Origin of the sequence: Paenibacillus sp. FSL R5-0766 (assembly GCF_037971845.1) — a bacterium.
GTDB lineage: Bacteria > Bacillota > Bacilli > Paenibacillales > Paenibacillaceae > Paenibacillus.
The window spans coordinates 5,109,084-5,135,902 of sequence record NZ_CP150227.1 but is presented as its reverse complement, the minus strand read 5'-3'; the positions used below and the strand labels follow the sequence as shown (position 1 = coordinate 5,135,902).

27 protein-coding genes are annotated in these 26,819 nt (G+C 45.7%); 18 read left to right on the top strand and 9 right to left on the bottom strand.

Going from position 1 to position 26,819, the window contains the following annotated elements; genetic code table 11:
• Window positions 1–360 precede the first annotated feature (360 nt).
• Both MKY66_RS22205 and MKY66_RS22200 read left to right on the top strand, forming a co-directional pair.
• Complete coding sequence (locus MKY66_RS22205; RefSeq protein WP_076216411.1) at window positions 361–1,707, top strand: glycoside hydrolase family 43 protein; 1,347 nt, start codon at window positions 361–363, stop codon at window positions 1,705–1,707.
• A gap of 237 nt (window positions 1,708–1,944) precedes the next feature.
• Window positions 1,945–3,789 (top strand): RICIN domain-containing protein, encoded by a 1,845-nt coding sequence (locus tag MKY66_RS22200; RefSeq protein WP_076216413.1) that lies wholly within the window; start codon window positions 1,945–1,947, stop codon window positions 3,787–3,789.
• A gap of 118 nt (window positions 3,790–3,907) precedes the next feature.
• Here the strand turns inward: MKY66_RS22200 and solA are convergent, their stop codons facing one another.
• Window positions 3,908–5,044: an N-methyl-L-tryptophan oxidase gene (solA, locus tag MKY66_RS22195; RefSeq protein ID WP_076216415.1), complete on the bottom strand. Its 1,137-nt coding sequence runs from the start codon at window positions 5,042–5,044 to the stop codon at window positions 3,908–3,910.
• 164 nt (window positions 5,045–5,208) lie between these two features.
• Here solA and MKY66_RS22190 point away from each other — a divergent pair, with 164 nt between their 5' ends.
• From MKY66_RS22190 to MKY66_RS22165, 6 genes are all read left to right on the top strand, one after another.
• Window positions 5,209–5,766 carry a GNAT family protein gene (locus tag MKY66_RS22190; protein WP_076216417.1) on the top strand — a complete coding sequence of 186 codons (558 nt, stop codon included), beginning with the start codon at window positions 5,209–5,211 and terminating at the stop codon, window positions 5,764–5,766.
• Window positions 5,767–5,876: 110 nt separating this feature from the next.
• Window positions 5,877–6,635, top strand: a complete 759-nt coding sequence (locus MKY66_RS22185) for an exodeoxyribonuclease III (RefSeq protein WP_076216419.1) — start codon at window positions 5,877–5,879, stop codon at window positions 6,633–6,635.
• A gap of 229 nt (window positions 6,636–6,864) precedes the next feature.
• A complete protein-coding gene (locus MKY66_RS22180) occupies window positions 6,865–7,848 on the top strand; it encodes an alpha/beta hydrolase (RefSeq protein ID WP_076216421.1) in 984 nt (327 codons plus the stop codon).
• Between the two features lie 50 nt (window positions 7,849–7,898).
• Window positions 7,899–8,045: a hypothetical protein gene (locus MKY66_RS22175; protein WP_017687030.1), complete on the top strand. Its 147-nt coding sequence runs from the start codon at window positions 7,899–7,901 to the stop codon at window positions 8,043–8,045.
• Window positions 8,046–8,077: 32 nt separating this feature from the next.
• The gene (locus tag MKY66_RS22170; RefSeq protein WP_076216423.1) at window positions 8,078–8,656 is read left to right on the top strand and encodes a hypothetical protein; all 579 of its coding nucleotides are present in this window, start codon (window positions 8,078–8,080) and stop codon (window positions 8,654–8,656) included.
• Window positions 8,657–8,863: 207 nt separating this feature from the next.
• Window positions 8,864–9,847 carry a diaminopimelate dehydrogenase gene (locus MKY66_RS22165; RefSeq protein ID WP_074096058.1) on the top strand — a complete coding sequence of 328 codons (984 nt, stop codon included), beginning with the start codon at window positions 8,864–8,866 and terminating at the stop codon, window positions 9,845–9,847.
• A 162-nt stretch (window positions 9,848–10,009) separates the two neighbouring features.
• On the opposite strand, the gene MKY66_RS22160 is transcribed toward MKY66_RS22165, so the two are convergent.
• The 3 genes from MKY66_RS22160 to gdhA all read right to left on the bottom strand — a co-directional run bounded on the left by MKY66_RS22160 (window position 10,010) and on the right by gdhA (window position 13,123).
• Window positions 10,010–10,864, bottom strand: coding sequence for a pentapeptide repeat-containing protein (locus MKY66_RS22160; RefSeq protein ID WP_076216425.1), 855 nt, complete (start codon window positions 10,862–10,864; stop codon window positions 10,010–10,012).
• Between the two features lie 145 nt (window positions 10,865–11,009).
• Window positions 11,010–11,582 (bottom strand): DUF421 domain-containing protein, encoded by a 573-nt coding sequence (locus MKY66_RS22155; RefSeq protein ID WP_076216427.1) that lies wholly within the window; start codon window positions 11,580–11,582, stop codon window positions 11,010–11,012.
• 155 nt (window positions 11,583–11,737) lie between these two features.
• Window positions 11,738–13,123, bottom strand: a complete 1,386-nt coding sequence (gene gdhA / locus MKY66_RS22150; RefSeq protein ID WP_179088586.1) for an NADP-specific glutamate dehydrogenase — start codon at window positions 13,121–13,123, stop codon at window positions 11,738–11,740.
• Window positions 13,124–13,511: 388 nt separating this feature from the next.
• Between gdhA and MKY66_RS22145 the strand changes: the two genes are divergently transcribed.
• The 5 genes from MKY66_RS22145 (at window position 13,512) to MKY66_RS22125 (ending at window position 17,980) form a co-directional block, all read left to right on the top strand.
• On the top strand, window positions 13,512–13,985 hold the full coding sequence (locus MKY66_RS22145; RefSeq protein WP_076216429.1) for a GreA/GreB family elongation factor: 474 nt from the start codon (window positions 13,512–13,514) through the stop codon (window positions 13,983–13,985).
• The gene (locus MKY66_RS22140) at window positions 13,975–14,481 is read left to right on the top strand and encodes a cation:proton antiporter regulatory subunit (RefSeq protein WP_036617317.1); all 507 of its coding nucleotides are present in this window, start codon (window positions 13,975–13,977) and stop codon (window positions 14,479–14,481) included. The genes MKY66_RS22145 and MKY66_RS22140 overlap by 11 nt, the downstream gene beginning before the upstream one ends.
• A 3-nt stretch (window positions 14,482–14,484) precedes the next feature.
• Window positions 14,485–15,690: a cation:proton antiporter gene (locus tag MKY66_RS22135; protein ID WP_076216431.1), complete on the top strand. Its 1,206-nt coding sequence runs from the start codon at window positions 14,485–14,487 to the stop codon at window positions 15,688–15,690.
• A 517-nt stretch (window positions 15,691–16,207) separates the two neighbouring features.
• Window positions 16,208–16,924: an expansin EXLX1 family cellulose-binding protein gene (locus MKY66_RS22130; RefSeq protein WP_036668609.1), complete on the top strand. Its 717-nt coding sequence runs from the start codon at window positions 16,208–16,210 to the stop codon at window positions 16,922–16,924.
• Window positions 16,925–17,032: 108 nt separating this feature from the next.
• A complete protein-coding gene (locus MKY66_RS22125) occupies window positions 17,033–17,980 on the top strand; it encodes an alpha/beta hydrolase (RefSeq protein ID WP_083657374.1) in 948 nt (315 codons plus the stop codon).
• Between the two features lie 74 nt (window positions 17,981–18,054).
• Here MKY66_RS22125 and MKY66_RS22120 read toward each other — a convergent pair whose 3' ends face one another.
• Window positions 18,055–18,933, bottom strand: coding sequence for a PhzF family phenazine biosynthesis protein (locus tag MKY66_RS22120; protein WP_076216433.1), 879 nt, complete (start codon window positions 18,931–18,933; stop codon window positions 18,055–18,057).
• A gap of 195 nt (window positions 18,934–19,128) precedes the next feature.
• Here MKY66_RS22120 and MKY66_RS22115 point away from each other — a divergent pair, with 195 nt between their 5' ends.
• Window positions 19,129–20,055 carry an NADP-dependent oxidoreductase gene (locus MKY66_RS22115; protein ID WP_076216476.1) on the top strand — a complete coding sequence of 309 codons (927 nt, stop codon included), beginning with the start codon at window positions 19,129–19,131 and terminating at the stop codon, window positions 20,053–20,055.
• Here MKY66_RS22115 and MKY66_RS22110 read toward each other — a convergent pair.
• On the bottom strand, window positions 20,039–20,674 hold the full coding sequence (locus MKY66_RS22110) for a type 1 glutamine amidotransferase family protein (protein WP_076216435.1): 636 nt from the start codon (window positions 20,672–20,674) through the stop codon (window positions 20,039–20,041). The two genes, MKY66_RS22115 and MKY66_RS22110, sit on opposite strands and share 17 nt — an antisense overlap.
• Before the next feature lie 200 nt (window positions 20,675–20,874).
• On the opposite strand from MKY66_RS22110, the gene MKY66_RS22105 reads away from it, so the two are divergent.
• Complete coding sequence (locus MKY66_RS22105) at window positions 20,875–21,612, top strand: cyclase family protein (protein ID WP_076216437.1); 738 nt, start codon at window positions 20,875–20,877, stop codon at window positions 21,610–21,612.
• A 293-nt stretch (window positions 21,613–21,905) separates the two neighbouring features.
• Here the strand turns inward: MKY66_RS22105 and MKY66_RS22100 are convergent, their stop codons facing one another.
• Together MKY66_RS22100 and MKY66_RS22095 are read right to left on the bottom strand one after the other, a co-directional pair.
• Window positions 21,906–22,406 (bottom strand): AAA family ATPase, encoded by a 501-nt coding sequence (locus tag MKY66_RS22100; protein WP_218639211.1) that lies wholly within the window; start codon window positions 22,404–22,406, stop codon window positions 21,906–21,908.
• A 190-nt stretch (window positions 22,407–22,596) separates the two neighbouring features.
• Window positions 22,597–22,866, bottom strand: coding sequence for a hypothetical protein (locus tag MKY66_RS22095; RefSeq protein WP_017687044.1), 270 nt, complete (start codon window positions 22,864–22,866; stop codon window positions 22,597–22,599).
• A 138-nt stretch (window positions 22,867–23,004) separates the two neighbouring features.
• On the opposite strand from MKY66_RS22095, the gene MKY66_RS22090 reads away from it, so the two are divergent.
• The 3 genes from MKY66_RS22090 (at window position 23,005) to MKY66_RS22080 (ending at window position 25,719) form a co-directional block, all read left to right on the top strand.
• On the top strand, window positions 23,005–23,460 hold the full coding sequence (locus tag MKY66_RS22090) for a hypothetical protein (protein ID WP_143760394.1): 456 nt from the start codon (window positions 23,005–23,007) through the stop codon (window positions 23,458–23,460).
• 548 nt (window positions 23,461–24,008) lie between these two features.
• Complete coding sequence (locus tag MKY66_RS22085; protein ID WP_076216439.1) at window positions 24,009–25,016, top strand: ROK family protein; 1,008 nt, start codon at window positions 24,009–24,011, stop codon at window positions 25,014–25,016.
• A 58-nt stretch (window positions 25,017–25,074) separates the two neighbouring features.
• Window positions 25,075–25,719, top strand: a complete 645-nt coding sequence (locus tag MKY66_RS22080; RefSeq protein WP_243391449.1) for a sugar O-acetyltransferase — start codon at window positions 25,075–25,077, stop codon at window positions 25,717–25,719.
• A 240-nt stretch (window positions 25,720–25,959) separates the two neighbouring features.
• On the opposite strand, the gene MKY66_RS22075 is transcribed toward MKY66_RS22080, so the two are convergent.
• Window positions 25,960–26,739, bottom strand: coding sequence for a hypothetical protein (locus MKY66_RS22075; protein WP_076216443.1), 780 nt, complete (start codon window positions 26,737–26,739; stop codon window positions 25,960–25,962).
• Window positions 26,740–26,819 lie beyond the last annotated feature (80 nt).

The following is a 26,819-nucleotide window of genomic DNA, read 5'->3' as shown; positions in this document are numbered from 1 at the left end:
AAGTTTATTTTTACCGCAGTTTTACCCCCTCATTTTCTTAGCCAGATTGACCTGGGTTTGTGAATCTTGGGATTCGGTCTTGGGAGTGAGTTCGGCTAAGGGGATGGGGAACTGTGGTAATCAGGTTTGTGCAATAAGCAGAGGGAACATTTGTGGCACGATTATTTGTAAACGTTTACATATATAAAGAGTGTTCATCCATGATCTGTGAAGGGAGTGATGCTTCATGTAATTGGAATTTGAACAGGTAGTCGTAAGGTGTGTCTATAGAGGTTGACTCCAAGATAACGTGTATTCTGCCATAGGGTATGTTAAGTCTAATTAATTATTCCATTTAATCATGGATAAGGAGATGACCCAATGTTGACGAAGACGGAAGAGGGGATAGGAATAGGAGTAGAAAAGTCCAGCGGTTTCAAGGCCGGAATGATTCTGCTGCTCGGAACATTGCTTCTATTAACGATGTTATTCCCCAATACAGCCAGAGCAGCGACAAGTGTTTATACGATATCCGCCTTTACGAACACAAGTGAGTCCAATATGTATATCTATGAATCGTATAATGCGACCCACTATAGTTTGCTGAAAGGGCCAGCCTATACACCTCCGGCCGATCTGATCCGCGATCCCAGCATCATGAAGCACACAGATGGTCTATATTACGTTGTTTACACCACGAACTGGTCGGGTAACACCATCGGCATTGCCTCCAGCCCGGATAAGGTAAACTGGACATTTGTCCGTAACATTACATTATCCACACCGACCACAATCGCACACACCTGGGCACCAGAATGGTTTAAAGACAGCAACGGCAGTCTGAACATTATCGTGTCCCTCTCACCAGGAAACTATCAGAATTTCAAACCTTATGTACTCACAGCTTCAGGTAGTAATCTAACATCTACCTCATGGTCTGCACCTACTGAACTGGCAGGCATTGCTCCCAATTATATCGACACTTTTATCGTGAAGACAGGCTCAACCTATCATGCTTTTACCAAGAACGAGACCACCAAATACATTGAATATGCGACATCCACTTCGCTAACGGGTCCTTATACCTTTAAAGGTACAGGGGATTGGGCAGGTTGGGGTTCTTGGGTGGAAGGCCCGGCGCTTGTTCAGCTGGATAATGGTTCATGGCGAATCTACTTTGACGGCTATGCAACACAAAAATATTATTACAGCGACTCTGCTGACAACTTCCAGACTTGGGGTGCCAAACAAGAGATTGCAGGTCTTACCGGACTCGTTCGGCATATGACTGTATTGAAAGAATCCGGACAACTGGGTGATATCCGCAAGCTGGAGTCATTCAATGTACCTGGCAGTTTCATTCGTCACTACAACTATCAGGCACGGATTGATGCCAATGTCAGTCCGGCGGAAGATGCACAATTCCGTATCGTTCCCGGGCTGTCAAATGCAACAGGCATTTCGTTTGAGTCTATGAATTATCCGGGTTATTTCCTGCGCAATAATAATGGCAACATTACACTTGTGAAAAATGACGGCAGCGCTACATTCCGAAATGACGCCACATTCAAACGTGTAAATGGACTTGCTAATGCCAGCTGGACATCGTATGCATCGTTTAGTAACCCGAACCTGTATCTGAGACATTACAATAATGTGCTGAAATTGGAAGCTGTCGTTACTGCACTAGATAAGTCAGACGCGACCTTCAGAGAGGTTGCACAATAATAGGTGTTTATTTTCTAAGTTAAACTATACATTTACACGATAACGGAGAGGTCAGAAATAACTTGAAGAAGCGAAGCGTGCGCCTAAAAGCTTTCTGAAAGAAAGCTGCATCGGAAGCATATGCTATCCCCGGATTTTCCCCTTTTAGAGAATAATTAAAAAAATCTGGGGATAACAGCGATCGGAAAGTTGTTCTGACATCGGAGTGCAAGTGTAAAATGATAAGGAGTGAAGCGGATGAAGTGGTTAAAACGAATGAGCTCGCTGCTGCTGGCAGGAAGTCTGCTAACAGGCAGTTTGGGACTTGGTACAGAGGTATCTGCTGCAGGAGCCTACACGGCTGTTGCCGATCCATCGAAACAATATCAGACGATGGAAGGCTGGGGAACATCCCTCGCGTGGTGGGGCAAAGTGGTTGGAGAATATTCCAATCGGGATGAGTATGTGGAGAAAATGTTCAATGCAAATACCGGACTGGGACTGAACATCCTGCGGTACAACATTGGAGGCGGAGATAATCCATCATCCAATATCCTCGAATATCGCAAAGCCGTTCCTGGTTACCAGCCTTCTCCCGGCGTGTATGACTGGAATGCAGATGCAAACCAACGATATATGCTGCAAGCTGCCAAAGCGCAAGGTGTGAATGTTATCGAAGCCTTTGCGAATTCCGCACCATACTGGATGACGATCAGTGGTAATGTGTCCGGTTCGGCCAATGGTGGGAACAACCTCAAGCCCGATTACTACGATGATTTTGCTGATTACTTAACCGAGGTTGTGAAGCATTTTCGGGATAACTGGGGGATCACATTTGATAGTGTAACTCCGCTAAATGAACCGATCTCGACGTGGTGGAAGCAGGGCAATGACCAGGAGGGCATGCACTTTGACCGGGCGGATCAGAACACCATTCTGAGTCAGGTACAAGCTTCGTTGAATGCAAAGGGCCTGTCCACAAAGCTGAGCGCACCAGAAGAATACAGTATCGATGATACCAATGTGTCGTTCAACAGCTACAGCAATGCGGTTAAATCAGCGATCACTCAGATTAACACCCATACGTATGGCGGCAGCAATCGTACTGCTTTGCGTAACACAGCGACGTCTGCGGGCAAACATCTGTGGACCTCGGAATATGGAGATGGGGATGCAAGCGGTCTTACGATGTCACGGACTATCCTCAAGGATATTCGCAATATGGGCGCAAGTGGATGGGTGTATTGGCAAGCCGTCGATAGTGCAGAAGGATGGGGATTTTTCAAGAACGTGTTGAACAATACACAAACGACCAGTTACACCGTGAACCAAAAATATTATGTCATGGGCAATTACAGCAAATTTATTCGTCCTGGGTACAAGATTATCGGCATGAGTGATGCCAATACCCTTGCAGCCTATGATGCAGCTTCCGGCAAAGTAGTACTGGTTACAACCAATTCGGAATCGACGGATACAACGGTAACCTATGATCTCAGTCGTTTTACGAACACAGGCACGTCTGCTCAAGTATATCGGACCTCTTCAACGGAGAAGTTGCAGCAACTGACCAATATTTCGGTGCAAAACAAAACCTTTACCGCTACGGCCAAGGCCAATTCGGTCACAACCTACGTCATTTCCGGTGCAACTTACAATGGCGGTACAGGATATGAATCCGGGGCCATCTACAAATTAATCAACCGCAATAGTGGACTTGCACTCGATGTTAACGGTGCTTCTTCTACGGGTGGGGCAACAATCATTCAGTGGAATGATAATGGAGCAGCCAACCAGCAGTGGAAGCTGGAGTCCGCAGGTAACGGATATTACAACATCCGCAATGTGGGCAGTGGGCTTTTGCTGGATGTGAATTCGGGTTCCACACAAGGCGGAGCCGCTCTGATTCAATGGCAGGATAACGGGGGCAACAATCAGCAATGGCTGCCAATTGATGTGGGAGGATATGTGGTACTTGCGAATCGAAACAGTGGCCTGACGGTTGACATCAATCAGGGTTCTTTGACCGCAGGTGCCTCCACGATTCAGTGGGCCGACAATGGCGGAGCCAATCAGCAATGGAGCCTAGTCAAAGTTAATTAGTGTGAGTACGCATGAATTAAACGTTATTATATGTCCTACTTTCTTGGAGGTGCAGTGCTCTAAGCAACACTGCACCCTCAAGGAAAGTAGCTATTTTAGATATACATATGTTCATCACTTAACGAAAACGGGATAAGGCGAACCTGCTAATATCCTGATCCGTGTGCCCTGTTTGCACCAAGTCGGATAGAATCTGCCCAATGGCACTTGCAAACTTGAAGCCATGACCGGAGAAACCGCCTGCGAGCCACACACGTTCATGGGCAGGGTGTCGGTCGATAATAAAATCTTCATCCGAAGTGAATTCATACTTGCACACACTACCACGTTTCAATTCTCCTGCTGCCTGAGGCATATGAAGTTCGAGCAGCCTGCGCAGATCCCCCTCGTCCGTTTCTTCCGTACCAAATGGAGCCATTGTACTTCCTGGTGTCCACACCTGACCCGTATCATGACGACCCATCTTCAGACCTGATCCGCCAATGCTTGGAAATCCATAATATGTACCTTCTTTTCCCGCCAGTGTAAAACCGGGGAAGTGTGCCTCGCCGTACAAAGCTTGTGGTGCATCAAACCATCCAACCGTTTTACGCACTGCCTGGATCGGGAGATCCACGAAAGGTTTTAATGTCTGAAACCAGGCGCCAGCGCTCAGGATGATTTGGTTGGCATGGTATGTCTCACCACCTGAAGTCTGAACTGCAACGGAATGTGGTCCGTATTCGATATGCTCCACAAGCGTGTGCGTTAACAAGGTGGCACCGTGAGTCTCGGCTGCTTTGCGGAAGGCACGAATACAGGGTTCACTATACAGATAACCCGCATCAGGCTCATACATGCCCTCGTAATGTTCAGGTATTGTAATACCTGGCCAGCGTTTCATCACCTCGGCTGCGTGCAACGTTTCATACCGAATACCTGCATCATCTGCATGGCTCAATCGGTTGTGGAAGGAATGAATCTCTGGATCAACCACATTTATTACACCGGAAGGAACAAACAGTTGGTCTCCGGTCGTTTCCTCCAGCTCGTGCCATAACTTCTGTGCAAGTAATGCCATGGCAATATAGTCAGGCCCACCACTGTACACATGGCGCATCAGTCTGCTATCCCCGTGATGACTTCCTTCCGTATGCGGAGGGTCAAAGGCATCAATTAATAAAGTTTTGCATCCACTGCGCGATAGATAATACCCAGCACTCATACCCATGGAGCCGGCTCCAACGATAATAACGTCATATGATGGTGTGGTCATGGTTCCGCCTCCTAGTCTATTTCCAATGTTAGTCTTCTAAAGCATAATGTAGTCTCCCTACTTTTAATAGTCAATAGAACATCTTATAGAGAAGAGAGAGATGTTAATAGAACATATTAATAGTAAAATGATTTATATAATGAATGTTGCAAAGGAGACCTCGCATGAGTGAGCAATTTAGGTTTGATCTATTTCCGTTAATTCAGACAGAACGATTCATCCTCCGGTCGGCAGAGGCTGAGGACAGCCATGATCTGGTGGAGTTATATTCGGATGAAGCTGTGGTGCAATATATGCCATTCACTCCCTTTGAATCCGTGGAGGATGCACAGGGTGAGATGAACTGGTATACGAAGATTTTCAAGGAACACACGGGTTTACGCTGGATGATTGAAGACCGTGAAACTCGTAAAGTGATCGGAACCTGTGGGTTCCTGAACTATGAAGATGTACATAACCGTGCAGAGATCGGATACGACTTGCGTTCCTCTTTCTGGGGCCGCGGTGTTATGACTGAAGTGGCCCGTACTGTGCTGCATTTTGGATACACAAGCATGCAGCTCAACAAGATTGAAGCGAAGGTTGAACCGGAGAACGAGGCGTCAATTCGCCTATTACACAAGCTTGGTTTTCAACAGGAAGGTGTACTGCGGCAGCATGAGTTTGAGAAAGGCAGATATATTGATCTTGCGGTGTTCTCCAAGTTACGAAGCGAAATATAGGCAAGCTCGCCCCATCAGGATTCCAATGACTCCATCTCATCCCAAATCCGTAAGGCTTGTCCCCCAGAATGGGCCCGTGCTATATTGGAGAGATGTGAGGAGATGAGGATATGAAGCTGGTGTCCTGGAATGTGAATGGTTTAAGGGCATGTGTTACCAAAGGATTCATGGATTATTATCAGGAGAGTCAGGCAGATATCTTCTGCCTTCAGGAGACCAAATTGCAAGCTGGACAGATTGAGATGGACCTGGGGGAAGATGTTTATCAATATTGGAATTATGCGATCAAAAAAGGATATTCCGGTACGGCTGTATTTAGCCGAATCAAGCCTATATCTGTCCGTTACGGGATGGAGGAGGACAGCGAGCCGGAAGGCCGGATGATTACACTGGAGTATGATGAGTTTTATCTGGTGAACGTTTATACCCCTAACGCAAAGCGGGATCTGACCCGGCTGCCTTACCGTCTGGAATGGGAGGATCGATTCCGGGGGTACATTCTGCAACTGGAGCAGACCAAGCCGGTTATCGTCTGTGGTGACCTGAATGTGGCTCATCAGGAGATTGACCTGAAGAATCCGAAGCCCAATCTGGGCAACTCGGGATTTACGCTTGAAGAGCGTGGCAAGATGACTGATTTGCTTGCTTCCGGGTATGTAGACAGCTTCCGCCATCTGTATCCGGATCGTACGGATGTATACAGCTGGTGGTCTTATATGCCAAAGGTTAGAGAACGGAACGTCGGCTGGCGCATTGATTATTTTCTCGTATCCAATCAATTGGCACCTAAGGTGGCAGATGCGCATATCGACTGCCACGTGATGGGCAGTGATCATTGCCCGGTGGGTCTTACGTTACACTATAGGTAAGGATCATCGTGAGATAGATTGAGGTAAGAGTTTTAGAATACAAGTATAGATCAACTGCAAGTTTCCTGAATGGGAGATTTGCAGTTTTTTTTGCGTTACAGGTAGGGGAGGGGCACTGGACTTTGGTTGGGGAAAGAACTGGACTCGGGATTGTTTCAATCCCGCTATTTCTTGGGTACGATTGAAGCATACATATATAGATGAACCTTTGGGGTAAGGGGTAGAGAAGATGAAGAAGGGGTTACGGAGAGGGTTAAAAGTGCTGGGAGGCATCATGCTTGCCACAGGACTTTTGCTGCTGGCAGGTACAGCGTATGAAGCGTATCAATCCACGCAGGATATGAAGTCCTATCCCCCGCCAGGCAAGTATTATGAAGTGAGTGGTCGCAACATGCACCTCTACACCGCTGGCAAAGGAGAGGTAACCGTGGTGTTTGCCTCAGGCTGGGGGACACCCAATCCATATGTGGATTTCAGTCCGCTATATGACAAGTTGAAATCACAGGTGAAAATTGCGGTATATGATCGGTTCGGGTATGGATACAGCGACTATACAGATGAACCTCGTGATGTTGATACCATCTCGGAAGAGATTCACCAATTGCTGCGAACATCCGGTCAACGTCCACCTTACATCATGGTCGGTCACTCTCTGGGTGCGCTGGAGACACTGCGGTTTGCGCAAAGGTATCCTGATGAGGTGGCTGGCATGGTCATGATCGATGGCGGAAGCCCGGAGTATTACAGTACGGTGGAAATGGATACGCCCGAATGGTATTTTACTTCAGTCCGATTCCTGGTTAAAACAGGCATTGCGCGTACATTGCTACATTCGGATCAGATGATGGCAACACTGGTCATTGACCCGGAGTTGGTTTCTGCGCCGATGAAAAAGGCTGCCACCATTGCTACCCTGAAGCATGCATACAATGACAATGTGATGGATGAGATTCGTCATTCCAAGATCAACGCATTACGTGTGCTGGAGAACAAAAAGGAGTTTCCTTTTCCTCTGACGATCCTGACAGCCGGATCAGATCAACCCAGTGAGGGGAGTCGGGCATGGCAGGCAGATCAAGTGAAATTTGCTTCATGGTCTAGACAAGGAACCCAGCAGATTGTCCCTCACGCCGAGCATTACATCCACAACAGTCAACCGGATATTGTCGCTGCCGAGATCATGAAATTAGTGACATTGTCCAGTGACCTATGAGTAACATGACCCCACAAACACATGATGAACAGGATGAGGAGGAGGGATGGATGAAAAAGTTTAAAGTAATCACCCGCTTCTTGTCCATTCTCGTAGCCAGTTGTCTATTGTCTTTAAGTGTATTATCTGTATCTGTGATATGGGTTAAGAATAACGTTCATGCCGTGCCTGTGATCCAGCCGTTTGAACGAGATTAGCACATAAAATGAAGATGAAGGAGTGGTAACGGATGGTGAAGAGAAGGAAATATGTATTGGCCTGTGCGGCACTGGCGATGATGGTGGCCTTGAGTGCTTGCAGCAGCGCGGCAGACGAACCTAGTGATACGGAGAAGGTGGACACCGAAGTTTCCTCCGGAACTAATGAACAAGCGACTAATGAAGGTGCAAGCGAAGCAACAACAAGTGAAGTGATCGAGACGGAGGGTACGACTGCGCCAGCCGACTCGGATTCAGATCGTGGTGAGGAAGCCGCTGCTGGAACCAATGAGTTGCCGGAGAACTTGCCAAGTGATTTCCCATTGCCGGAAGATGCAACGATTCGTTTAGCCAATTCTGGTGAGAATGAAGGCAAGCAATCGGCCATGGTGATTTTCTCCACTGAACAAGATATGAAAACCGTATCCCAGCTGTATAAAGATTACTTCAACGCCAAAAAGTTAACGGATGCAGGTCAGACGATCGATGACAAAAATATTATCATTCAGGGAACCGATCCGGAAACGCAGGATGTCTGGTCCTTGATTGGAGGAACATTGGCGGGACAGGAAGGCGTCATTGAACTGACGTTGACCTGGACAGAATCATAAGCAGAAGATAAGGGGCTATTTTTCTTTCCTGCTTTCTGCCTTCCTAAAATAACGAATGAACGCCATAATACCTTGCATACGGAGCCGCATTATTGCTGCACCGCTGCAAGGTATTTTTATTTCGAACTGGAAACCTGACAGGTTACATGGTATGTTATATCATTATAAACAGAGTAATAGACAACTATAGAAGAAGACAGGAGAGGATTGAACATGATTAGAGTGGGTATTGTTGGTTACGGTAACTTGGGTAAAGGTGTAGAGAAAGCCATTTCCCAGAACGAGGATCTGGAACTGATTGCTGTGTTTACACGTCGTAATCCGGAGCAGATGGTCGCTGAAAGCACAGAAGTACGTTTTGAGCATATCTCTGCAGCGGAGCAATACATAGGCAAGATTGATGTTATGATCCTCTGTGGTGGTTCTGCAACCGACCTTCCAGAGCAGACACCAGCCATCGCCAAATTGTTCAATACGGTAGATAGCTTCGATACACATGCGAAGATTCCTGAATTCTACAAGGAAGTTAATGCTGCGGCAGAGCAAGGCGGTCACGTAAGTGTCATTTCCACAGGTTGGGACCCAGGCTTGTTCTCCATGAACCGTCTGCTTGCACAGTCCATCCTGCCAGAAGGAAAAGAGTACACGTTCTGGGGCAAAGGTGTGAGCCAAGGCCACTCGGATGCTATTCGTCGTGTTCCAGGCGTTAAGGCGGGTGTACAGTATACTGTACCTGTTGAAGAGGTGATCAACCGCATTCGTGCAGGGGAGACACCAGAGTTGTCTACACGTGAGAAACATCTGCGTCAATGTTATGTGGTAGCAGAAGATGGTGCTAATCAGGATGAGATCCGTGAGACGATTGTGTCGATGCCTAACTACTTTGCAGATTACGATACAACTGTAACGTTCATTAGCGAAGAAGAATTGAAATCCGAGCATGAAGGTATGCCGCATGGTGGATTTGTAATTCGCAGTGGGGTTACGGGTGCGGGTCAAAAGCAAATTATTGAATTTGGTCTGAAACTCGACAGCAATCCTGAATTTACAGCAAGCGTACTTGTAGCGTATGCAAGAGCCGCACAACGCTTGAGCGTGGAAGGACATAAGGGAGCGAAAACGGTATTTGATATTCCGCTCGGTCACTTGTCTCCGAAATCGGCTGAAGATCTTCGCCGCGACTTGTTATAATTCTGATTCGTTCCAGTGATTTGTATAACAAACAGCTCGTCCTTGGATGTACAGGACGAGCTGTTTTTTTTGGCTGTTGCTGTACACGATTCATACATTCATATGAATTAGCAGGTATAATCCTGCCTGTATCCCTGCTCGTGCTCTTGTGGAAAAGGCATCCTACACCCAGTGTGAGGGAATGTTAAGATGATCCGGCAACTTGGTATTCACATTACCTTTGGCTGCATTAATCTGGGATTGCGTCAGGAAGATGCCACCTCTCAGGTCTGCATCGCCCAGATCCGTATCCCGCAAGTCTGCGCCAATCCAATCCGCATTTCGTGTATCTGCATTTCGGAGATCGGCTGCGATCATTAAAGCCCCTCGGAAGCTTGCGCCCCGCAGGTCAGCCCCTTTTAAATTGGCACCAAAAAAGTCACTTCCGGTACGTTTTTTACTCTTCTTCGACTTCCCTTGTCCATGAGCGGTGGGTGGCACATTCGCGCGTACCATCTCACTTGCCTGGACCAAGAGTTGATTCACACTGGACCGATAACTGGCGATGTCCAGACGGAGAAGAGCCGCAGGCTCCAGATTGCTCAAGCGCTCAACCTCCTCATATAACTCACCAAATGCCGAGTGAAGGGATGACGTCTCCGGTCTCATCATCATTTCCTTCATATAACTGAGCAACTCGTGAAGTTGTCGCAAGGCAGGCAGACAATCGAACATCTCGCTTGCAGACTCTGGATGATCACGCCAATCTTTGCCCGCGTAGGTCACTTGGGACAGCTTCTGTCCAGCTCCGAAACAGTCATATACCGTGCAACCTTTGAACCCTTTCTGCCGAAGCTGAGTATGGATACCGCAGCGATTGTCCGTGCGCAGATTGGGACAGGGTGTGCCGCTGGCTTTATCAAAAGCAAAGTCAGATGACTTGCCATAGGGCAAGGCAACACAGCACAGGCCAAAACATTGCTCACAGTCTGCGCTAAGATGAGGACTCGCAGTGCTGGCAAATGGTTGGTTAGACAATGTAAACACTTCCTTATAATAGTACAAATAGATGTAATTACGTCAGTACCACTGTACCATTGCCTTGCGATTAGAGCAATTCTAATCAGTTTTCTCGTGAATTATCATGCATGGTAGGTCAGCAGATCAGTATATCCGCACAGGGTTATTCTAGCTCGGGATCGATAGGATACGTATGACTGCCCGTACTTACTTCCTGAAAGATATCATTCGAATTGGTATTTGTTAGATTGGGAGTGCCTCCCAACAGTTTTTCCAAATCACCCATGGTGACGGGACGAGCGTGCGGCTTTAGAGCATAGGCAAGTTGGCCATTCGGTTCCAATGTTGCTATCTCCAGATCGCTCAGGTTGGATATTCCATTTAGTCGTAACTGGGTTTCTAACTGATCTACGGTGTAACGCATTTTTTTTAAATTAGTGATGCTGATCTCACCATTCTCTACCACGATTTTGGAGCTTCCGCTCAATAACTGTTCGAACAGATTAAATTTAATCTTTAGTCTCTCTACCAAGAGCAGTGTTGCAATAAAAACGGTGGCTGACCCAATTGCCTTTCCTAGTTCATGATTTGCAACAGGTTGCACAATGGTTGTACCGATTGAGATCATGATGACTGTAGTAGCGACATTCATTTGTGAGATTGATTTGCGCCCTGCAATTCGTAGAAGAATCATACCTACGAGTACTAACAAAATGGATTTCCATATCCAGTCCATGGTGATTCTCCTTTAATTCAAATATTATCTTTTTTCGTTAAAGGTAGCTTGTTCTGGAGATGAAACGTTTATACAACAAATCAGCAAGCGTTTCTCTGTTGATTACTGAGAGACGCTTGCTGATTAAAGTTATTCTATATCATTCCTATTTAGTATTAAACTACACCTTGAGCAATCATGGAATCAGCTACCTTGAGGAAACCGGCGATATTCGCTCCGGCTACGAGGTTGCCTTCACAGCCATACTCTTCAGCAGCTTCTACACAGCTGGTGTAGATGTTCTTCATGATGTCATGCAACTTGGCGTCTACTTCTTCAAATGACCAGGACAACCGCATGCTGTTCTGTGACATTTCAAGAGCAGACACGGCTACACCGCCGGCATTAGCCGCTTTGGCTGGACCGAACAGCACGCCTGCGCCGTGGAAGACGTCAATGGCAGCCAGGGTGGAAGGCATATTCGCGCCTTCGCCAATGGCCTTCACGCCACCTTTGATTAGAAGGGCCGCAGCTTCTTCATCGATCTCATTTTGCGTCGCACATGGAAGAGCAATATCACAAGGGATGGACCAGATGCCTTCACAGCCTTCGGTATATGTAGCATGCGGGTGTTCTTTGATGTATTCGCTGATGCGAAGACGATCAACCTCTTTCAGACGTTTCACGGTATCCAGGTTGATGCCTTGTGGATCGTGTATATAGCCACCTGAGTCACTACACGCCACGACTGTAGCTCCAAGCTCCTGTGCCTTCTGAATGGCATAGATGGACACATTACCAGAGCCAGAGACAACGACTGTGCTGTCTTGGAAGCTGAGCCCCTTGGATTGCAACATCTCCTTCACGAAGTACACACAGCCGAAGCCAGTAGCTTCCTTACGTGCCAAGCTTCCTCCGTACAGCAGACCTTTTCCTGTCAATACGCCTGCCTCATGCCCGCCATGGATACGTTTGTATTGGCCGAACATGTAACCGATTTCCCGTGCGCCTACACCAATGTCACCTGCCGGTACATCCGTATCGGAACCGATATATTTGTACAGCTCTGTCATGAAGCTTTGCGTGAAACGCATGACTTCCAGATCCGATTTTCCTTTGGGATCGAAGTCAGAACCACCTTTACCACCGCCAATGGGCAGACCGGTCAAAGCATTTTTGAAGATCTGTTCGAAGCCAAGGAACTTGATGATGCCCGAGTATACAGAAGGATGGAAGCGAAGTCCACCTTTGTAAGGGCCAATGGCACTGTTGAATTGCACCCGGAATCCACGGTTAACCTGAACTTTGCCCTGATCATCTACCCATGGGACACGGAATGTGATTACACGTTCGGGTTCAACAAGCTGTTCCAACAGACTATGGTTCTTATACTTGGGGTGTGCTTCAATAACAGGAATAAGGGAATCCAGAATTTCTTTGACAGCCTGATGGAACTCGTCTTCGTACGGATTTCTGGCGACAACCGACTCGTAAACGGAATGAACATATTCTGCGGCAGTAACTTGAACGGACTCTGTAGTTTCTTTTGTTATCGTGGACACTTTTTCGATGCACTCCTTTATTGTGTTAAAGTCTGTAGAGGCTTATTTGCATAAATTGAATAAAAGTTTGTAGTTAAATATACAGGAAAGCAAATAAAAATACGAGATGAAAATTCATAAAATGTTTTTTATGCAGTAATTAAAATGTTCTATGGATCTACCATATGATGTGAAGAATTAAGTTATTAAATGGAAGATATGACCACAAATGATAATAAAAAAGCAAGTTAGACGAATATACTGGATTAAAATATTAGTTTTGGTAAGATGGTAAGAAGGTCTCGTATTCCGGGATCTTTTTAAAATATAAAGGAGGAAAACAAGATGATGAAGAGAAACATGCCAATCAACATGGAGAACAAGGCTTGTATAGGGGGTGAAATTTACTATGAACCATAGGACTTCCCGCCATAATTGCAGAGAGAAGCTGGTGAGCCAGCTATTTACATTCGGTGAAGAGAAAAGAACATTTCTCGACGCCTATTTCGACGTGCGCGATCCAGAGCGGATACAGTTGGAAAAACAACTGTCGGCATATACGGAGTATGTGGAAAAACTGCTCCTGGGCCCGGATGAAGATCTGGACTCGGCTGTATTGATCGGCAGTCATATTGATTTTGAATATCTCGATTTTCATACGTCAGATTCGTTCATGATTGTTATGCCAGAAGATACCGATCCTGATGAGGGGCGTATTTCCTTCCTCTCTCCAGTAGGGAGTCAATTACTGCTTGGCAGTGTAGGGGAAGTTAGGTCTGTTCATACACCATCAGGTTCCATGAGAATCCGCATCACGGGGATTGAGCTGAGGAGCGAAACCTTGAACGAGCCGGCCCTAGGGGGTGCAGATCATGCACTTTAAAGAGACAGACTTGCCAGGGATTGGGCGTAAATACTGGCTGCATACCCGTAGTGGTGAGCACTTGGTCATTGTGATTCATAACGACGAGCGACGTGACCTGTTCCATATGGAGTCAGGGGATACGCCTGAAGAGGTGGGCGATATGGTATCACTTGTCACCCTGGACGATGATGAAGCCCGGGCAGTAGCCGCCATCGTTGGTGGTATGACCTATAAACCGAAGTTTCAGGATGAGCGTGAAGTGATGCTTGAAGGGCTGTTAATCGAATGGCTACGGATTGAGCCCCACGCCGCAAGCGTAGGCATGACGATTGGTGAACTGGATATCCGTCAGGCTACGGGCGCCGTAATTCTCGCTGTTGTGACCAAGGATAAGGAGAAGCATTTTAATCCAGGCCCGGATTATGCTTTTACCGCTGGGGCTACAATTGTAGTTGCCGGTGAACGGAATCAGATCAAACATCTCAAACAATTGTTGACTGATGGACGGACTTAGCCTATGGATATGCTCATATTCGAAGTGGGAATTGCCGTTGCGCTGATTACACTTACTGGGCTGATATCTTCACGATTACGATTTTCGGTCATTCCGTTCTATATCCTGATTGGTATGGCTGTTGGACCACATGCACCACAGATCGGCATAGTGGATTTACGTTTTATCGAAAGTTCGACCTTTATTGAATTTATGGGCAGGCTTGGCATTTTGTTTTTGTTATTTTATCTGGGTTTGGAGTTCTCGGTCTCCCGTTTATTAAAGTCTGGTAAAGCCATTCTGACCGGGGGCATGTTCTATGTTGGTCTGAATTTTGTCTCTGGATTGTTGTTGGGGTGGTTCATGGATCTGCCCCTTCAGGAGACACTTGTTGTCTGCGGGATCATGACCAGCTCTTCTACAGCCATTGTAGCTAAAGTGCTGGTTGATCTGAAACGCACGGCAAACCCTGAAACAGAGATTATCATGGGCATGATCATGTTCGATGACTTGTTCATCGCGATTCATATCTCCATCCTGACTGGGCTTGTGCTCAGCGGGGCAACTTCATTCTTAAGTGTTCTACTGGTATCGCTGTCTGCCCTGCTGTTTATTGTGCTGTTCCTGATTATTGGCAGGAAAAGCATCAAATATATTGATAAGGCACTGAATATCAAGTCATCAGAGTTGTTCCTGCTTACCGTCATGACACTGCTCTTCCTGGTGGCTGGTTTCTCGGAGACACTGCATGTAGCGGAAGCTATTGGAGCGTTGATGATGGGACTTGTGCTGGGCGAATCAAGACATGTGAGTCGGATTGAACATCAGATCATGCCTTTCAAAGATTTTTTTGGTGCAATTTTCTTCTTCAGTTTTGGCCTGACCATCGAGCCGGCTTCACTTGGCGGAGCTGTTGGGATGACGATTATTGCCGTTATTCTGACGATTGCCAGTAACTATGGTGCAGGTATGATTGCTGGCAGATTGGCTGGAATGAGCCCTAAGGCCTCGTTGAATGTGGGCTTTACCCTGGTCTCCCGGGGCGAATTCTCCATTATCATGGCAAACATCGGCAAGGCCGGAGGGCTGATGGCATCCATCCAATCGTTTGCCGTGTTGTATGTGTTAATTCTGGCTGTGCTGGGGCCGATCCTGACCAAAGAATCTCCGCGGATTTACGCATCGTATGAGCGACTAAGGAAGCGGATGAAACGAAGGGAAACAGGATGAGCCGGTGCGGCTGTCCCTGGGCAGCCAGGGAATTTTCACCGTAATGCTTAATAGGCGTCACACCATTTGGAGAGAGAAATTACTCCGGGGTGTGGCGTTTTTTTATTACTGGGAACCCATCCAATACAGCCTTGTTAGTATACCTATTTCACCAAATTATGGTATGTATCCATATCTTGTGCGTGGTCGTGAATGTTCAAGTCCACGGGCAGGACTAAAGATGTGATTTAGTTGAGAGGGATTGAAAATAAACAGTTATTATGTAAAATAATGTTATATTCAAATCTAGCAGTTGAATAGATATTTTACACGAGAACGTAGAGGACAGAAGAGACTTGAAGAAGTGGAGCGTTCGCCTTTATCAACAGATTTTCACCTTTGCAATATTGAATCAAAAAATCTGGGGATAACAGTGATCGGAAGGTTATTCTGTCATCGGAGTGGCAAGTGTAAATATTCTTTTGTTCAACTTATGTTTCAGTGTAACAGAAGGTAGAATGACGAGGAGGAATAGCTCATGAACAAGAAAAGTAGATTTCAACGGTTAAAATGGGCCGGTACAGGAATGTTGCTCAGTCTCGTATTATTTGCTCTGCCTGCATCTGCTGCATGGAATGATACATATCAGGGTTACGCGACGTATACAGGCTCAGGTTACTCGGGAGGTGCAGTGTTGCTTGATCCCATCCCGGCAGACATGAAGATTACTGCACTTAATCCGTTCCAACTCAATTATAACGGTGTCAAAGCCGCTTTAGCGGGAGCCTATCTCGAGGTGCAGGGTCCTAAAGGCAAAACAACCGTCTATGTAACAGATCTCTATCCAGAAGGCGCCAGTGGAGCGCTGGATCTCTCACCGAATGCCTTTAACCTGATCGGTGACCCAAAGGCAGGTAAAATCGATATCAGCTGGAAAGTGGTCAAAGCTCCAATTCAAGGCAACGTCTCCTATCGGATCAAGGAAGGCAGCAGTCAGTGGTGGGCAGCCATTCAGGTTCGCAATCACAAATATCCGGTGCTGAAGTTCGAAGTGAAACAGAAGGATGGTACGTGGCTCAATCTTGAAAAGCAAGACTATAATCATTTCCTCGGAACCGGATTGGGCAAAGAAAAACTAAACGTTCGTATTACCGATATTCGCGGTCAGGTATTGAATGACACGATCCCGGCTCTGCCTAATGATGGGTCAGGCGGTGCATATATCGTACCGGGCAATGTACAGTTTCCCGATTGACAGAATTATGAAGTTGTTATAAAAAGAAGTATGGTCATAGACGTTTTTAACGAAAAGTCGTACACTATACGGCTTTTTTTGGTATAGGAAAAGAGGAGAATGTACCGCATGAAAAAAAGTTTGCCTTCCTATCAGACAACACATCCCTATTGGAAACAGTATCAGAACTTTTTTCCGGAAGAAGTGAGGCTGAACGATGATACAGCTCCTGAAGAAGAATGGTGGGAATCGAATGGCGTTCATCTTCATATCGATCGATTACCCGCGCCTGAATCTTCAATCAAAATCTTGTTTATTCATGGTGCTGGAGGCAATGGCAGGTTGCTCGCTCCTTATGCCCGAATGTTGCAGCGACATGGATACGAGGTGGTATCGCCAGATCTTCCGCCGTATGGGTTAAGTTATGCAATGTCTGGTACACGTATCAACTACGAACTATGGATAGAGCTGCTTGTGTCACTCATCGAACGGGAATACAAGAAAGACGGCAAGCCAATCGTTGTATTGGGAAGTAGTATCGGAGGTATGCTTGCCTATCACACCAGTGCACGCAGCAAGCGTGTTAAGGGTTTGATCGCAACTACTTTTGTAGATACGAGTAACCCGGAAATGCGTGATCAGCTTGCACCGAATCGTCTGGTAAGCCGGGCGGGAAAACGGATGATGGATCTGTTCCCTGGTCTGCTGGATCATGTACCTATTTCGGTCAAACAGGTATCCCGAATGCAACTGATTACTAATAATAAGGACTTAACCCGGCTTATTATGGATGATCCACAAGCGGCAGCTACACGTATTCCGTTGGAATTATTAAGAACATTCCTTAATAAAAAACCGGAGGTAAGCCCGGAACAGTTCAACCAGTGTCCGGTCCTGTTGGTTCACCCTGAACTGGACCCCATGACACCAATCAGGTTCAGCCAATCTTTTTTTGATCGTCTGGTGGTAGACAAGGAATGTGTGATCTTGGAAGGGGCAGGCCATTTTCCTATAGAGCAGCCAGGGCTGAACCAGTTGGAGGTAGCGGTACTACGATTTTTACAACAAATTCAATGATGACAACAGGCCAGACTACTACACTGCTTCGCATAAGATAGTTTACATATCCTACGTACGTAAAACACCTCCCATTAAGGGAGGTGTATTTGAATGTTTTCGATATGAATTGCATTACCGCCAACCTGAATCTGTGTGATTTCATTAGAGCTGCCCAGCGTTAATCTGGCTCGGATCTCGGAGGGGCGGTTCATGGTATACCCTTGTCTGATCGTGTACGTGTGAAGATGAGGATCTGTAAGCTGGTTGTACTGGGATAAATAACAGAGCATTGCACCATTGGATGTGCCCGTTGCGCTCTCTTCCGGTATATCATAAAGCGGTGCAAAATTACGGCATTCTGCCAGAACGTCCATATCATCTGATTCGAGTGTAAACACGTGATAACCTATGGCATGATGAGCCCTGCTTATTTCAGTGATACGCTGGAAGTCAGGATCGATTTTGGTCAGAACATCAATATCTTTAACGGCTATCATGATATCGGGTAGCCCGGTAGACACAATCTGTACAGGTAGTTCAGCATGCAAATCCTCCATAGAAATACGTAACGAATCGGTAATCTGCTGTCGATCCACGATCTCCCCAAACTCCGGCAACGTCTGAGACAGATAGACTTCTCCATTGACTTCGATATCAACTTTAAGAATTCCGGCCAGTGTCTCCAGTGTATATGTACCAACATTAACGAGCAGCTGTGTCTTCATTATATAAAACAAAGCAATTGTGGCATGTCCACATAGATCGACTTCATCACTTGGGGTAAAGTAACGCACTTTGAAATCAGCCTGATCCGACGGCATAACAAATGCAGTCTCTGAAAAACCGACTTGTCTGGCAATCTCCTGCATCTGGGTTTCAGACAAATGAGCTGCTTGTAAAACAACACCTGCGGGGTTTCCGCCATGAGCCTGATCCGAAAATGCATGTAATGTACTTACTTCTACTTCCATCGTGTTACCTCGCTTGTTCAATTATTGGGTTAAGATTTAACTTCATCACTAATCGACATTATATCACGATTGTTGAATTGGCTTGTGAATCTCAGATTGTTGTGAATTTTGAATGAATAGGTCAAGTGATTGCTGGGAAAGGGTAATGATGGAGGAGAGCATAACGATAATCCAATGGAAAGGCTGGGATCTCTAATGAAAGCAATTGTGATTGAGAAATTTGGTGGAGCGGAACAATTGAAGGAACAGGAAGTAGCCAAGCCAAGATGTGGAGTGAATCAGGTGTTAATCCGAACGCATGCCACGTCGGTGAATCCGGTAGACTTCAAAATCAGACAAGGTGATATGAAAGAAGCAGCGGAGAATTTTCCGTTGATTCTGGGCGGCGATGTTGCGGGTATTGTGGCTGAAGCAGGTTCCAATGTCACGCGGTTCAGAGAAGGTGATCGGGTATTTGCGCGTCCGCGTCAATTCGGGACCTATGCAGAATATGTTGCTGTCGATGCAGACATTATAGCCCGTATACCGGAGCAACTGAGTTTCGAGGAAGCGGCAGCGATCCCGCTGGCTGCGATGACGGCTTGGCAAGCCCTTGTGGATCATGGACGTTTAGGCAAAGGGCAGAAGGTACTCATTCATGCAGGTGCAGGTGGTGTGGGAACGTATGCAATTCAAATCGCCAAGTCCTTAGGCGCTGAAGTGGCTTCCACGGCAAGTGAATCAAACGAAGCGTTGCTTCGCTCGTTGGGTGTGGATCATTTTATCAACTATAAAAAAGAAGATTTCTCGGAGATTCTCTCCGGTTATGATGTTGTACTGGACACCATGGGCGGTGATATTCAGCGCGACAGCTTCAAGGTGTTAAAGTCTGGCGGACATCTGGTATCCTTGGTGGAACAACCGGATGAGAAGCTTGCCAAGGAAGCCGGAGTAACGGCCAACGTCTTCATGATGGAGCCCAAAGGGGATCAACTGGATCAGCTGGCTGAACTGGCTGCGGAAGGCAAGCTCAAATCGATTATTGATGGAATGTACCCACTAACTCAACAGGGAGTACGTGAAGCACATGAGAAGAGTGAAACCCATCATACCCGAGGGAAACTGGTTATTCAGGTGCAATAGAATTCATTAACCGGTAGAAGTATTTGGACTCATGAGTCTGATACAGATTGAACCAGGCCTGTAATGTTTCTGGTGCAAAGACATTCAACAGCTTCAACACATGCATCGTAAATTCTAACGGAGCTATTCCAGATGCAGTAACTATATTTCCATCGGTTACTGCTGGCTCCGTTTGATAATATGTTTCCCCAGTATATTCTGGGCATATCATCTTCAGGTATTCTAAATCATTGCTTGTATGTTGTCTGGAATCCAGTATCCCTATTTTTGCAAGTGCAACCGTCGCACCGCAAATCGCTGCAATAACCGTACCCTCTTCTATAGAGGCAGCAACTTTTTTCAATAGGGGATCATGGATGGTGTCCATCCAGGTGTTTCCTCCCGGAAGAATGATGACGTCGTCACCTTTCAATGTACATTCATCAATAGAAATATGGGGAAGGATGTTCAATCCGCCCATGGTAGTTACCGAATGTTTATCCACGCCTACGGTTACGACCTGTAAAGGCTTGATTTCTTTCCTGAAATACCTTCCCGAGTTCAATTCAGCAGTTAGATATCCTATCTCCCAGTCTGACATCGTATCAAATACATATAGATATACGTTCTTCGTTTGCATCATACACGCTCCTTTTGTTATTCATGATTGAATGGATTACTCTCCTATTATAAAAAAACTTCACTGACATCTATGGTCAGTGAAGTTTTTGAATTTGAAAATTAACTGCCCTGCCAACCAATATAGGTATTCTCCCCAATTGTAATGGAATAAGATATAATAGGAGAAATTTATTCCATTTTGTGCATGAGGTGATTAGGATGTCCAACGAACTCATTCAAGCCATTCAATTGTTAAAAGAAAAGAAATGGGTGGATCTGACTCATACGTTTGGTCCAGGCTCTCCACATTTTTCAGCTTTTGAGGCAGCGCAATTCGATACACTGTTTGATCACGATCAAGGCTTCTTTGCCCAGAGCTTCAAGTTCCCGGGTCAATACGGGACACATCTTGATGCGCCGATCCACTTCGTTCGGGATACCCGTTATCTGGATGAACTAGGTTTGAAGGAGCTTGTGCTCCCGCTTGTGGTCATTGACCAGTCTGCCGAAGTAGAGAACAATCCGGATTTTACACTGGAAGTGGAGCATATTCTTGCATTTGAAAGAGAGCATGGCGTGATTGAAGCTGGAAGCTTTGTAGCCTTACGTACCGATTGGAGCAAACGCTGGCCTAACCATGAAACATTTGATAACAAGGATGATGAGGGCAACAGTCATGCCCCTGGATGGTCGGTTAGTGCACTCATGTTTTTATTTGAGGAGAGAAAAGTGCAAGCCATTGGGCATGAAACCTTTGACACGGATTCCGCCGTGGATTATCAGAAAAATGGAGCACTTCTGGCAGAATATTATGTACTTGCCCAGGATACATATCAAGTTGAGCTGTTAACCAACCTGGATCAGGTGCCAGCTAAAGGCGCGGTGATCTTCAACATTGTACCAAAGGCGGAGAAAGCTTCTGGTTTTCCAGTCCGGTCTTTTGCCATTTTGCCTTAAAACGAGGTAGATCAAAAACTCATCGTGGTTGTCGGTATACATCGGAGCTGGGATTTAAGCAAACCAGATGACTGGACCCGCGATTTCTTGCAAGATAGTAGAATGAGGATTACTAAAGGTATCTCGTTGATCGATGAGTTTTGAACGACTAAATGGAGGATACTCATTGGGCTAACGGGAAACGTTAGCTCAATAAAACAAAGAAAGCAGCCGATCATTGTGATTGGCTGCTTAGTTTAACAAGATACTTGGAATGGTCTAACTGGGCGGTTTTGTACAGTGCGAAGAAGTGATCAGCTAGTGGAGTTGGCAATGAGCTCAAGCTCGGTTATAACTTCATCAAGCGGCTTCCTGGTGTCGATCTCAACAGTAGCTCCAGCACGTAAGAGAGGCTCAACAGTAGCGACGTTTTGCATAATTTCTTCACGTTGTTCGACAGTTTTTCCATAATCGTTCGTCTTACGGGAAGTTATACGTTCAAGGATTACTTCGAGGGGGGCACTTAACAACACTACTGCATCAAACATCGGGTAAAACTTCCCCTGATTTGATACACAACCCGAAATGAATAAAGTACCTTCGCTATGTTCAGTGAGCAGCTCATCGATTCGATTCTCGTGCCATAACCACCCAGAACCATCCACATTCTCGCTCCAACCATCATAATCGGTGTCGATAACTCTATGCCCTCTATGAGCAAGTTCGCCCAGAACCGTTGATTTACCTGTACCCGACATTCCTGTCACCAGAATTATTGCCTTCTTTTTTGATATTGAGCCCGAAGTATTTGTCATATTTTCACTCCCTTTATAAGAAAGTCAGGTAAGTAAGCTTATCAGAAACCAAGTCCAGCTAGGATTTGACCTATTGGAAGCATAAATGTGTATTTTAGCTAACTTATGGATTAAGTCACAACTAACAAAGCCTAAATAATTCAAGTATGTAAATAGCAAGGGAGGCGTATTCCGCCTCCTTTTTATGTTGTTACTTTTGATCCGAGTGAGGATCTTGATTAAATCTTTGAGAGATTTTTTTCTCTGTTTTCTTACGCCGTATCCAGCGCTTGAGTATGCCTTCTTCTTTGCGTTCTTGCAGTGTTTCCTTCAAGCCTTGAATCATAAATTCCGATCTTCGTCTGTCATCCCGACTAATCTCGCGTAATTCCTTAATAAATTTGTCGTCCATATCTGCCTCTCGCTTATTCAGGATAATCTCATTATACCGAACGTACGTTCTTTTATCAAGTTTTTCCATTACGAATGATTTTCGAGATCAATATAGTGAAAAGAAGCACAGGAACAATACGTGGCATGTGTGAGAATGGTACTAAAGGGTTTGAGCATAATCGTCCATATATGAGGTTGAGTAACGAGAGAACGGAAGGAGCCATTCATGATGAAGCAGCGTATAGGCAGATCGTGGTTACTTATGTTGATGCATGGAATGCTGGGGATTGGGGCGATTGTTGGAGGCGGCATTTTAATCATAGACCCATCCGGAAGTATGGTGAATTTGCCCGCATCTTTGTTGGGGAATTCCCCGTTTTCCAGTTTTTTGTTCCCGGGGATCATCCTATTGCTGGTTCTTGGCGTGATGCCTACAATGATTGCTATTTCGCTCATCCGCTACGTTCATTGGGGGCTGGGTGAGAGACTGAATCTCTATCCTGACCGCTATTGGGCTTGGACTTTTTCGTTGTATACGGGGTTTGCTCTCATCATCTGGATTATGGTGCAGGTGTACTGGATTCAGGATGTCTCTATCATTCACTTGGTCTATTTTGCATGGGGAGTGGGTATTCAAGTTGTGACCTTATTGCCCGGGGTACAACGAATATATTCAAAATAAACTGCTTGTATATTGAACAAACGGCTGCCGAAAGAATCGTTGAATGATTCTTTCGGCAGTTATTTTTTTATGGGCATCGAGATAATACGCGTTGTTGTAGTCTTGTTGTCCACATGTTCCTTGGACTGAAAAGGGCTCGGATAAATCTAAATCATATTGACAAAGAACTATTATCCTCGCATACTTACGTAATATACTTTATAAAGTATATTTATTAACTAGAGGAATAGTCACGTGTGGTAAGTATCGCAAAATCATAATCCGCATGAAACAGGGAGGTAAGTATGGATGGTCTACGTTATTATGGCAGTTATAATATGGGCAGGTACCTATGCAAGTATGGTCTTGTCAAAGCAACCGATTGAAGTGAAGCCTGTGAAATCGATGGATGATTTGTTTGAGTGAACAAAGTAGCTCGGCCGATTTCGATCCTTTTCCAACACGATGGAACTCATGTGTTCGAGTAAGGCATTATGTTATGATATGGTGTGAATGACATCCATACCATTGCTTTGGCTCAATTGAACCAGAGTAGAAACGAGAGGGTTATGAAAAAAGCCAACGCTACAATGATGAAATACATCAATTTGAATAATGTGCGTGAAGTCATGCAGCAGATTGAGACGGCGACCAAACCGCAATTAGCTTTATTAACCAATCTTAGTGTTGTTACCATTAATGCGCTGATTCAGGAATTATGTGATGGCGGAGAGTTGTTCCAGGATAAAGTGGTTCCCTCTAACGGCGGTCGTCCTGCTCAGGCATATCGATATAATTATAACTTCAAGCTTGCTTTGGTTCTTTACATCAAAGAGATGAAAGGCCAGGAGTTGATTTCGGCAACGGTCATGAATCTGGCGAATAAGGTTGTGTTGAAGGAAGAGAGCATCTTGCCTGCTTTTGATAAACAGCATATGCTGCAACTTATTGCGCGTTTCATTAAGGAGTATCCCTCCATTGATATGATCGGCATCGGTATTCCGGGGCAAGCCGTAGATGGGGACATCACGGTGAGCAGTCATGAAGAACTTATCCATTCACATCTGATACGGGAGATCGAGAGCGAGTTCCAACTGAACGTTCTCGTGGAGAATGATGTTAATGCAGCAATTAGCGGATACTGCACACAGCATGCGGATATGAAGGAACAGAGTGTAGCCGGAGTTTATTTTCCGAACCGATACCCGCCGGGTATGGGCATGATGTTGAATGGACAGATGATTCGTGGGAAAAACGGGATGTTTGGTGAGATCAAGTATCTTCCTTATTCACCTGATTGGCACCGTGACTTGAGCAAAGATGATTTTGTAGTGCAGGTATGTCATATCCTGCAAACGATTAATGCCGTCGTTGCCCCGCACCAGATTGTCATTTATCAGGAACGTGTGGAGAGAGAAGAGCTGGATTTGGCGTGGAAGCAGTACGGGAAGGATCACCCCATGCCATCGTTGCCGGAGATTGTACATCAGGACTCGTTCCAACATGATTTTGATGCTGGGTTACGAGGAATGGTGCTTCAGGCGTTGAAGTCAGGCATTCTAGCAGAAGCCTTATAACCCACAGGTCATGTCTGTGGCTTTTATTTTATAAGCTAACCCTTGTAGAGGAGGATTCATGATGCGTGAAGAAGAGAGAATCATGAAAGGCGTGTTGTTCAGTCCAAGTGATCCCGAATTAAAGATCATCAAAAGGCGGGCCCATAATCTCAGTCAGCGTTACAGTCAGACCTTTGAAGAACAGACTGAGGAAAGGAATCAGATATTACAACAGTTACTGGGGCAGATCGGTGAAGGTGGATTCATGCAAGGTCCCATCTTTTTTCATTATGGTGTGCATACCCGGATAGGCGAGCATTTCTTCGGTAATTACAATCTGACGATACAAGACGACGCACAAGTGACGATCGGAGACTATACCAGTTTTGGACCCAATGTCACGATTGTTACCCCCATTCACCCCATGATTGCCAGCGAGCGGAGACAGATGGTGGACCAGAACGGTGATGTGAAGTCACTATGTTATGCCAAACCGGTCACGATTGGTAACGATGTGTGGATCTCGGCAAACGTCACAGTGTGCGGGGGCGTAACGATTGGAGACGGCTGTGTGATCGGAGCAGGTAGCGTGGTGACTCGTGATATTCCACCGCATTCTTTTGCAGCAGGCGTACCGTGCAAAGTTATTCGCAAAATTACTGATGCGGACAGCATGCGAAACTATCCCGATGTTCTGGCAGATTGCCGTGTGCTGGAAGAATGACAAAAGGCTGCCATCAAGATCTTATAGATGATCTTGGTGACAACCTTTTTTGTAGGACCGTTATAATCTCGAACATTCCAAGTGGGTAGAAGTCACGGAAGGGCACTGGGTAGCCATATCTAGCTAGTGCAAGAGCAAGACATCTTTTTTCAGTAAAAAAGAACCCCGACAATGATCTCCATAGATCGTTATCGGGGTTGTGTCATATGTGCTTCGTATAATGGCAGTAATCAAAAGCGATTATTTGAATTGAACCGATTTCTTGATGGTATCAATCTCGGCTTTGGTCTTATCATCCACGTAAGTGAATATGAAGTTGAAAGCATATCCTTCAATAATTGTACTATAGTAATCTTGAGTAACGGTTGAACCGTCACCTGGATCCATCGTGATTTGCATCAGATCCATCTCTTTACCACCGATGGTTTCCGTTGTCATTTCCTTATAATCGTAAGGGAACTGGCTATCCACCATGAATTTTTTGGTTGCTTCCAGGTAGTCTTTACCTGTACGGATGCCTTGCAACAAGCTTACTTTCTCAGCAATGGCCATAGCGGAAGGGCCAACTTGACCTCCGTCCAATGGGTACTTTGAAGCCATAAGCAGATTCAATGTTTTGGTCTGAGACAGTTCAATTTGTTTTTTCTTTGTTTCATCATCACCAGCAATCGCTTCGGATGAAGCACTTGTCAGCTCATTCATGCCTGCAGCATCCTGGAACTCCCATGCTTCCGGGAATTTCAGAGATACGCCAAAATAGTCATTGGTGTAAGAACCTTTTTCCGTAGTCCCCAGCTCAACGTCTTGGGAATTATCAGTTTCCTTGGACTCTTCGCTTGCTGGTTCTGTGTTCTCTGTTTCTTCTGTAGTCGCTGTATCAGAATCAGTACCTGTCGTTGTTTCTGTCGGGGTAGGCTCTTCTGTTGCGGCTGTGTTATCTGCTTTGTCACCGCAAGCGGCTGCAACCAGCATAATCATAATGAGCATGGCGAATAAAGAAGCTTTTTTTGGAATTGTCATATTACCCTCCTGAAATGTGTGTGTGTTTGTTTCTCTCTCTCTACATGTTGCCTGCTTCCTAAATTGTAGCACAAATGTTC

Bases quoted from the DNA above. Each gene is read 5' to 3' on its own strand.
- MKY66_RS22100 (WP_218639211.1), bottom strand. From the start codon at position 22,406: ATGACAAATACTTCGGGCTCAATATCAAAAAAGAAGGCAATAATTCTG.
- MKY66_RS22190 (WP_076216417.1), top strand. From the start codon at position 5,209: ATGAGTGAGCAATTTAGGTTTGATCTATTTCCGTTAATTCAGACAGAA.
- MKY66_RS22105 (WP_076216437.1), top strand. From the start codon at position 20,875: ATGTCCAACGAACTCATTCAAGCCATTCAATTGTTAAAAGAAAAGAAA.
- MKY66_RS22130 (WP_036668609.1), top strand. From the start codon at position 16,208: ATGAACAAGAAAAGTAGATTTCAACGGTTAAAATGGGCCGGTACAGGA.
- MKY66_RS22120 (WP_076216433.1), bottom strand. From the start codon at position 18,933: ATGGAAGTAGAAGTAAGTACATTACATGCATTTTCGGATCAGGCTCAT.
- MKY66_RS22085 (WP_076216439.1), top strand. From the start codon at position 24,009: ATGAAAAAAGCCAACGCTACAATGATGAAATACATCAATTTGAATAAT.
- MKY66_RS22075 (WP_076216443.1), bottom strand. From the start codon at position 26,739: ATGACAATTCCAAAAAAAGCTTCTTTATTCGCCATGCTCATTATGATT.
- MKY66_RS22090 (WP_143760394.1), top strand. From the start codon at position 23,005: ATGATGAAGCAGCGTATAGGCAGATCGTGGTTACTTATGTTGATGCAT.
- MKY66_RS22175 (WP_017687030.1), top strand. From the start codon at position 7,899: ATGAAAAAGTTTAAAGTAATCACCCGCTTCTTGTCCATTCTCGTAGCC.
- MKY66_RS22115 (WP_076216476.1), top strand. From the start codon at position 19,129: ATGAAAGCAATTGTGATTGAGAAATTTGGTGGAGCGGAACAATTGAAG.
- MKY66_RS22180 (WP_076216421.1), top strand. From the start codon at position 6,865: ATGAAGAAGGGGTTACGGAGAGGGTTAAAAGTGCTGGGAGGCATCATG.
- MKY66_RS22135 (WP_076216431.1), top strand. From the start codon at position 14,485: ATGGATATGCTCATATTCGAAGTGGGAATTGCCGTTGCGCTGATTACA.
- MKY66_RS22200 (WP_076216413.1), top strand. From the start codon at position 1,945: ATGAAGTGGTTAAAACGAATGAGCTCGCTGCTGCTGGCAGGAAGTCTG.
- MKY66_RS22110 (WP_076216435.1), bottom strand. From the start codon at position 20,674: ATGCAAACGAAGAACGTATATCTATATGTATTTGATACGATGTCAGAC.
- MKY66_RS22095 (WP_017687044.1), bottom strand. From the start codon at position 22,866: ATGGAAAAACTTGATAAAAGAACGTACGTTCGGTATAATGAGATTATC.
- MKY66_RS22145 (WP_076216429.1), top strand. From the start codon at position 13,512: ATGAACCATAGGACTTCCCGCCATAATTGCAGAGAGAAGCTGGTGAGC.
- MKY66_RS22125 (WP_083657374.1), top strand. From the start codon at position 17,033: ATGAAAAAAAGTTTGCCTTCCTATCAGACAACACATCCCTATTGGAAA.
- MKY66_RS22170 (WP_076216423.1), top strand. From the start codon at position 8,078: ATGGTGAAGAGAAGGAAATATGTATTGGCCTGTGCGGCACTGGCGATG.
- solA (WP_076216415.1), bottom strand. From the start codon at position 5,044: ATGACCACACCATCATATGACGTTATTATCGTTGGAGCCGGCTCCATG.
- MKY66_RS22140 (WP_036617317.1), top strand. From the start codon at position 13,975: ATGCACTTTAAAGAGACAGACTTGCCAGGGATTGGGCGTAAATACTGG.
- MKY66_RS22205 (WP_076216411.1), top strand. From the start codon at position 361: ATGTTGACGAAGACGGAAGAGGGGATAGGAATAGGAGTAGAAAAGTCC.
- MKY66_RS22155 (WP_076216427.1), bottom strand. From the start codon at position 11,582: ATGGACTGGATATGGAAATCCATTTTGTTAGTACTCGTAGGTATGATT.
- MKY66_RS22080 (WP_243391449.1), top strand. From the start codon at position 25,075: ATGATGCGTGAAGAAGAGAGAATCATGAAAGGCGTGTTGTTCAGTCCA.
- MKY66_RS22185 (WP_076216419.1), top strand. From the start codon at position 5,877: ATGAAGCTGGTGTCCTGGAATGTGAATGGTTTAAGGGCATGTGTTACC.